Origin of the sequence: Cellulomonas humilata (genome assembly GCF_013359775.1) — a bacterium.
GTDB lineage: Bacteria > Actinomycetota > Actinomycetes > Actinomycetales > Cellulomonadaceae > Cellulomonas > Cellulomonas humilata.
The window spans coordinates 1-6,756 of record NZ_JABMCI010000029.1; the positions used below are offsets into that span (position 1 = coordinate 1).

Genomic DNA, 6,756 nt, shown 5'->3' on the forward strand with positions numbered 1-6,756 from the left:
CGACGGCGTCGACGCCCCCTCGGTGTCCACCGACGACTCCGCCGCCCTCGACCTCGCCTTCCGCCACCTGATCTCCCTCGGGCACCGGAACATCGGCCTGGCCATCGGACCCGAACGCTTCGTGCCCGCCGCCCGCAAGCGATCCGAGTTCGCCCTCAACCTGCAGCGCCACCTCGGTCAGGACGACCCCGACCCCCACGTCGTGACCACACTGTTCACCGTCGAAGGCGGCCAAGCCGCCGCCCTGGAGCTCATCGACTCCGGACACACCGCCATCATCTGCGGCTCCGACCTCATGGCTCTCGGAGCCATCCGCGCCGCCCGCACCCGCGGCCTGAGCGTCCCCGGCGACCTCTCGGTCGTCGGCTTCGACGACTCCCCGCTCATCGCGTTCACCGACCCACCCCTGACCACCGTGCGCCAACCCGTGCTGGCCATGGGCCACGCCGCCGTGTCCGCCCTCGTCAACGAGATCACCGGCACCCCCGCCTCCCGCACAGAGCTCACCTTCCATCCCGAGCTCATCGTGCGCGGGTCCACCGGAGCCGCACGCGCGGGCTGACCGGGCTACGCCAGCCGCCAGACCTGCACGCCGGGTCCGTCGGCCGGCAGCACCAGCCGCCCGTCGACGAGCGGCAGCTCTGCGCCGCCGTAGAGGTTCTGCGCCGTCGCCCCCGGCGCGAGCAGGTGGCCGGGGAGCAGAGCACCCTGCCAGGGCGTGCGCGCGAGGAGCACCAGGACGCGCTCGTCGGGCGTCTCGCGCAGGAACGCCACCGCGTCGTCCGTCACGACGGCCCAGCGCAGGCCACCGGTGCGCAGCGCCCCGGAGGAGCGGCGCAGCGCAGACAGGCGTCGGTAGGTCTCGAAGGTCGAGGCGTCCCAGCGCGGGCCGCCACCGGCGTCGATCTCGTCCCACGGCATGCTCGCGCGCGCGTGCTCGCCGTTGGCGCCGGTCAGACCGCCCTCGTCCCCCGCGAACACCACGGGGGTGCCGGGATAGGTGAAGAGCAGGGCGGCGGCCAGCTCGGCGCGCTCCCGGGTGCCGACGACGGTGCGGAGGCGGGCGGTGTCGTGCGACGCCAGCATGTTCCACTGGTGCCGCGTCACCGACCAGGGCACGGCGGAGTCGAAGTCCCGCATCGAGTCGACCATCGCCTGCCCACCGCGACGGGGCACGGTGACCGGCATCCCGACGAACGGCAGGGTGCTGTCCGGCTCGACCAGCCATGACCAGACCGGCCGCGTGAACGCCGAGTAGTTCATGTTCACGTGCCAGCCGCCGACGCCCATGTCCGAGCCTGCGTCGTGGAAGTGCTCCGAGACGAGGACCACGTCGGGGTCGTGCGCGCGCATCGTCGCCCGGATCAGCTTGGCGACCTCGTGCGTCTGGTCCTGGCTGCCGTAGCGGCCGGTCATGTTCGCGACGTCGATCCGCCACCCGTCCAGGTGGTAGGGCGCGCGCATCCACCGCGCGATGACCGACCCGGGACCGTCGACCATCCGAGCCGCCAACCCCGGGGCGGACCAGTCGAGCTTGGGCAGCGAGGCGTGCTCCAGCCAGCCGACGTAGCCGGGCGCCTCGTCGGTCCGGTAGTAGAACCGGGCCTCCTCACTCGACGGATCGGCCTGCGCGCGGACGAACCACTCGTGCCCGGCGCCGGTGTGGTTGGTGGTGAGGTCCCCGACCAGCCGCATCCGGCGCGCGTGCAGGGCGGCGGACAACGAGGCGAGCGCGGCGTCGCCACCGAGCAGAGGGTCGACGTGGTCGAACGTGCTGGCGTCGTACCGGTGGTTGGACCTGGCCGGGAAGACGGGCGTGAGGTACAGGGTGTCGACGCCCAGGCGCTGGAGGTGGTCGAGCCGCGACTCGATCCCCGGCAGGTCGCCGCCGAACAGCTGGGACGAGGTGTCGCGGCCGAGGGCGGCCGGCTCGGTCCCCCAGGCCACGGGCTGTGCCCAGTCCGGCAGGGGGCCGACGGGCTCGCCGTGGTGGCCCGTCGACCGGGCGAACCGGTCCGGGAACACCTGGTACACGAACGCCGAGTCCAGCCACGCCGGCGCCGGGTCGTGCACCGTCAGGCGGAAGTCCGCGGCGTCCGGGACATCGCGCTCGTGCACCCCGCGGCCGTTGAGCCACCGGTAGCCGCCGGGCTCGTCGAGCAGGAACCGGTAGCTGGTGAGCGGGTTGTGCACCAGGACGTCGGCGACGTACCACCGCTCGTGCTCGGTGACCCGGTCCAGCCGCGCCTGCTCGAGCCGGGGTTCCCCGTCCCGGACGGTCCGCAGCCACACCGCACGCTCGGCACCCGCCGCCGGGACACGGACCCGGACCGGCACCCGCTCGCCGAGCGCGGCCCCGGGAGGCGCGTACAGCGGCGACCCGTCGTGGTGCGGGTCGTCGAGCAGGTGCCCGACCGGGCCGTGCACCGCCGTCATCCCTTGACCGAGCCTGCTGTCAGGCCGGCGACGATGTACTTCTGCAGGAAGAGGAACAGCAGGATCACGGGGATGGCCGCGAGCACGGCACCGGCGGCGAACAGGCCCCAGTCCGCGGTCCGCTCGTCGGCGGCCCAGTAGTAGAGCCCGACGGCGAGCGTGAAGTCCTCGTTGCGCTGCAGGACCACCTTGGCGACGAGGAACTCCCCGAACGTCCCGATGAACGACAGCAGCCCGACCACCGCGAGGATGGGCGCCACCAGCCGCAGGATGATCGTCCAGAAGATCTGCGCGTGGGAGGCGCCGTCGATCTTCGCCGCCTCGTCGAGCTCCCGTGGGACGGTGTTGAAGAACCCGTACATGAGGAACGTGTTCACCCCGAGGGCGCCGCCCAGGTAGACGGCGATGAGCCCGTACCGGCTGTTGAGGCCGAGCGCGGGGAACACGTCGCCGACCGCCAGGAGCAGGAGGAAGATCGCGACGAAGGCCAGCATCTGCGGGAAGATCTGCACGATCAGCAGGCTGGTCAGGCTCGCGCGCCGACCCTGGAACCGGAACCGCGAGAACGCGTACGCCGCCGCTCCGCCCATGAGCACCGTGCCGACCGAGGTCACCGTGCAGATGATCAGGGAGTTGACGAACCAGCTGCCGTACCCGCGGCCCCACAGGTCGCGGTAGTTCTCCAGGTCGATCGTGCGGAACAGCTGGTTCGACCCGGTCAGCGTGCCGCCCGGGTTGAGTGACGCCGAGAGCACGTACACGAGCGGCAGGACGCAGGCCGCGATCGTCACGACGGCGACGACGTGCCGCCAGCCGACCTCGAGCCACCAGCGCCGCCCACGCAGCTGCAGGTCCCGCTCCACGGCGGTGTCGGCCATCTCAGATCTCCTCGAGGGTGCGGGTACGGCGGAAGCCGAGCCAGGTGATGAGGCCGACGACCACGAAGATCAGGATCGACAGCGCGCTCGCCAGGCCGTACTGCTTGGTGCCGCTCTCGAAGGCCACGGAGTAGACCATCGAGATGAGGATGTCGGTGTGGCCCACCACGACCGGTGTCCCGACGAAGTTGGGGCCGCCGCCGGTCAGCATGTAGATGAGCGTGAAGTTGTTGAAGTTGAACGCGAACGAGGAGATCAGCAGCGGCGCCACCGAGATCATGAGCAGCGGCAGCGTCATGGAGCGGAGGATGCGCAGCTTGCCCGCACCGTCGATGCGTGCGGCCTCGATGGTGTCCTCCGGGATCGACTGCAGCGCGCCGGTGCAGACCAGGAACATGTACGGGAAGCCCAGCCAGAGGTTGACCATGAGGATCGACACCTTGGCCAGCCACGGATCCGTCAGCCACGGGATGTTCGCACCCCCCAGCAGCACCTCGTTGATGTAGCCGAAGCTCGGGTTGAGCATGCCCTTCCAGACCAGCGCGGAGAGGAACCCCGGGAAGGCGTACGGGAGGATCAGCAGCGACCGGTAGATCTTCCGGCCGCGGACGCGGGGGTCGTTGAACACGATCGCGAGGAACAGCCCGAGGGCGAACGTGGTGACCACCGACAGCGCCGCGAACACGAACGTCCAGGCGGTGATCTGCAGGAACGGCCCCGTCAGCCGGGGGTCGTTGAAGACGCGCGTGAAGTTCTCGAAGCCGACCCCGACCCGCCAGCCCGGGGTGAGCCGGTCGCCGTCCTCCGAGACGAAGTTGCCGGTGTCGGACGGGGTGTACGTCTCGCCCGTCGCCGTGTCGGTGAACGTGTCGGTCTCGGGGTCGTACACCAGCGTCGGCTGGTAGACGTAGCCGGTCGAGCCGTCCTGGGTACGCACCGACCCGTCGGCGGAGTCGTCGGAGAGCGGGACGCGCAGGGCGGTGATCGCCTCCTGGTCCTCGGCGATCCCGGCGAACCCGAGGACCTCCCAGCCGGGGACGGCGGTGGCCCGGTCACCGTCGACCGAGGCGCCGTCGATCGGCGCGAACGGTTCCTCTGCCGTGCCGACCTCGACCTCACCGTCCTGCACGATCGCGAAGCCGAGCTCGTCGCCGCTGCGCACCACGGTCACCGGTAGCGTCGGTGAGCCCTCGACGCGGGTCTCGGTCTGGATCGCGATCGACTCGATGGCGTCGGACTTGGTCGAGTTGTGGCCGTCGCCGTAGTTCGTGAACGCCACGTAGCCCGTGTAGACCATGACGAACAGCTGGTAGACCAGCAGGAAGAGCAGGCCGGGGATCAGGTACTTCGCGGGGATCGCGCGGCGCGAGAAGTAGGCCCAGTTCACGACGACGAGCGCGAGGGCGAGGAACGCGACGATGCCCCAGGACTCGACCGCCAGGGCGGTCAGGATGCCGTAGACACCCAGCGCGTCCACGAGGGCGATGAGGACGAGCTTGACGACGAAGCCCGCCGAGAAGTTCCGGGCGTGGGAGCCGTCACCGCGGGAGCGGCGCGGCGACCGGACGCCGGGTTCCTCCGGAGGGGCGGGGGGCGCCACGGTCTGCTGGTCGGTCATGCGGGTCCTCCGGGACGCGGGTCACTGCTGCAGGGATCGCCGCGACGGTGCGGCGAGGGCAAGGACATCCCGCCGGGCGGCTGTGCGCCACCCGACGGGACGTCCTGGACCGTCAGACCTTGTCGACGGCGTCCTGGATGTTGGTCACCATCGTGTTCCATGCGCTGGCCGGCTCGGCCTGGCCGCTGATGATCTGCGCCTCGGTGGCGCCCCAGAAGGCCCAGACGGTGCTCATGGCCGGGATGGCCGGCATGGGCGCACCGGTCGAACCGGCGTCGTTGAAGCCCTTGAGGATCGGGTCCTCGACCTTGGCGGCGGAGGCGGCGTTGGCGGGCATGCGGCCACCCTCAGCGAACAGCATGTCCTGCGCGGCCTCGGTGGACAGGTAGTTCACGACGAGCTCGTTGGCGAGGACCGGGTTCTCCGACTTGGCCGAGATGAACACGCCCTGGACCCCGACGAACGGCTGGGCGGGCTGGCCGCCGGCGCTCGGGACGGGGAGCACGGAGATGTCCATGCCCGCCTCGGCGAACGCCGAGGTGTTCCACGGGCCGGTGATCATGTACGGCGCCTGGCCGTCCAGGAACGCCTGCTTCGCCTTCTCGCCGTCGACGTTCAGGTCGAGGACCTTGTCCGTGCCCAGCTTGGCCAGGTAGGCGGCGAACGCGTCACCGGCGGGGCCGCCGAGGGCGAGCGTGTCGGTGTAGGAGCCGTCCGCGGACTGCTCGAACACCGGGGCGCCGAACGAGGTCTGCAGCGGGTACAGGTGGTACGGGTCGGACGCCTCGCCCTGCTGGATCAGCACGGAGAACGGGGTGCCCGTGCCCTTGGCCTGGGCGACCAGCTCGTCGAACGTCGCCGCGGTGGTCTCCGTGAGGAGCGCGTTGTTGCGGACCAGCGCGATGTTCTCGATGGAGATCGGCGTGCCGTAGATCTTGCCGTCGTAGGTGACGCCGGCGATGGCCGAGTCGGAGAAGTCCGCCGCCTTGTCGCCCAGCTCGATGGGGGCCACGACGCCGTTGTTGACCCACTCGCCGAGGCCGTCGTGCGCCGAGACGATGATGTCCGGGCCCTCGCCCGTCGGGACCTGCGCGACGAAGTCCTTGCCGATGTCGCCCGAGGCCTTCTGCACGAGCTCGACCTCGACACCGGTCTCCTCGGTGAAGGCGGCGACGACCGGCTCCATCTCGTTGATGCGGGTGTCGTCGACCCACATCGTCAGCGTGCCGGAAGCCGTCGCCTCGGCGGCGGCGCTGGTCTCGGTGTCAGCCGGGTCGGCGGACCCGGAGCAGGCGGCGAGCGCGAGCGTGATGCCCAGGGCCGCAGCGGTGAGGGGGATGCTCCGTCGCATCGTGAGTCTCCTAGATCGTGAGAATGCCGCTCGGCAGATCCCGACGATCGACCGGCGCTGGCGTGATGTCGTGACGGTAACCTCGTTGTCTCATCGGCTGCAAGTCGTTACGGTAAGTTGCAGCGAACTGTTGCAGAAGCGTGATTAACGGTGATCCTCCGGCTTCTTGCGTCGGTTGCGACCCCGGACAAAGGAGTGACGTGGCCCCCACCGTGCCCATCGTGCGTACCCGTCTGACGGATCTGGCCGAGCAGGCCGGTGTCAGCACGGCCACGGTGTCCCGGGTCCTGAACGGCAAGCACGGCGTGTCCGCCCAAGCCCGCCAAGCCGTCCTCGCCGCCCTGGACGTCCTGGGCTACGAACGACCCGAGAAGCTACGCACCCGCTCCGCCGGCCTGGTCGGCCTCGTGGTCCCCGAGCTGTCCAACCCCGTCTTCCCCGCCTTCGCCCAGGTCATCGAGACCATGCTCACC

General features: G+C 70.5%; 6 protein-coding genes. 2 read left to right on the top strand and 4 right to left on the bottom strand.

The genetic code is table 11. The features are described 5' to 3' along the window. The coding region (locus HP550_RS00165; RefSeq protein WP_175345578.1) for a substrate-binding domain-containing protein at positions 1–562 on the top strand (562 nt) is incomplete at its 5' end. Positions 563–567: 5 nt separating this feature from the next. Here the strand turns inward: HP550_RS00165 and HP550_RS00170 are convergent. From HP550_RS00170 to HP550_RS00185, 4 genes are all read right to left on the bottom strand, one after another. After that, the gene (locus HP550_RS00170; protein WP_175345579.1) at positions 568–2,436 is read right to left on the bottom strand and encodes a glycoside hydrolase family 13 protein; all 1,869 of its coding nucleotides are present in this window, start codon (positions 2,434–2,436) and stop codon (positions 568–570) included. Further along, positions 2,433–3,314 carry a sugar ABC transporter permease gene (locus HP550_RS00175; protein ID WP_175345580.1) on the bottom strand — a complete coding sequence of 294 codons (882 nt, stop codon included), beginning with the start codon at positions 3,312–3,314 and terminating at the stop codon, positions 2,433–2,435. The genes HP550_RS00170 and HP550_RS00175 overlap by 4 nt, the downstream gene beginning before the upstream one ends. A 1-nt stretch (position 3,315) precedes the next feature. Further along, positions 3,316–4,932, bottom strand: coding sequence for an ABC transporter permease subunit (locus tag HP550_RS00180; RefSeq protein WP_175345581.1), 1,617 nt, complete (start codon positions 4,930–4,932; stop codon positions 3,316–3,318). A 112-nt stretch (positions 4,933–5,044) separates the two neighbouring features. After that, on the bottom strand, positions 5,045–6,283 hold the full coding sequence (locus HP550_RS00185; RefSeq protein WP_175345582.1) for a sugar ABC transporter substrate-binding protein: 1,239 nt from the start codon (positions 6,281–6,283) through the stop codon (positions 5,045–5,047). Between the two features lie 200 nt (positions 6,284–6,483). Between HP550_RS00185 and HP550_RS00190 the strand changes: the two genes are divergently transcribed. Continuing rightward, the coding region (locus HP550_RS00190) for a LacI family DNA-binding transcriptional regulator (protein WP_175345583.1) at positions 6,484–6,756 on the top strand (273 nt) is incomplete at its 3' end.

Bases quoted from the DNA above. Each gene is read 5' to 3' on its own strand.
- HP550_RS00170 (WP_175345579.1), bottom strand. From the start codon at position 2,436: ATGACGGCGGTGCACGGCCCGGTCGGGCACCTGCTCGACGACCCGCAC.
- HP550_RS00175 (WP_175345580.1), bottom strand. From the start codon at position 3,314: ATGGCCGACACCGCCGTGGAGCGGGACCTGCAGCTGCGTGGGCGGCGC.
- HP550_RS00180 (WP_175345581.1), bottom strand. From the start codon at position 4,932: ATGACCGACCAGCAGACCGTGGCGCCCCCCGCCCCTCCGGAGGAACCC.
- HP550_RS00185 (WP_175345582.1), bottom strand. From the start codon at position 6,283: ATGCGACGGAGCATCCCCCTCACCGCTGCGGCCCTGGGCATCACGCTC.